The following is a 402-nucleotide window of genomic DNA, read 5'->3' as shown; positions in this document are numbered from 1 at the left end:
GCGGAGGCGAGAGCAAATGGATTAAAACCGGCGGCCGGATATGCGTTCCCGCAGACGGATGATTTTTACGAGAAATTTAAAAACTATAACTTTGGTCATGATTACTGGGTGACACATTCCATGTGGCCGTGGGTGGAAGGAATAGAACGCGGCTGGCTGACCAATGCTGATGATATGCATGCATCGTGGAATGGACTGGACAAGGGGTATCACTTTGAATACGGCAGCGATGGCCGCTATCCTGACTGGAGCGCGCCGGAAGCAGAGGGCAGCGATAACTGGTGGCCCTGGCTCAGAGACGGTTTTCCCGATGGAATGTGGGAAGCAGTTGACGCGGCAAATGCAGATACCTACAGGCAGTAAGTGATCAGATTGGGTAAGAGGATGAAAAAAGCGGTTTTG

1 protein-coding gene is annotated in these 402 nt (G+C 51.5%); it reads left to right on the top strand.

Features of this window, described 5'->3' with window-relative positions; all coding sequences use genetic code 11:
- The coding region (locus NE664_15045) for a hypothetical protein (protein MCQ4727949.1) at positions 1 to 363 on the top strand (363 nt) is incomplete at its 5' end.
- Positions 364 to 402 lie beyond the last annotated feature (39 nt).

The sequence above is a fragment of the Anaerotignum faecicola genome, from assembly GCA_024460105.1.
Taxonomy (GTDB): Bacteria; Bacillota; Clostridia; order Lachnospirales; family Anaerotignaceae; genus JANFXS01.
The sequence above is the reverse complement of the archived record's forward strand: the minus strand, read 5'-3'. Positions and strand labels throughout refer to the sequence as shown.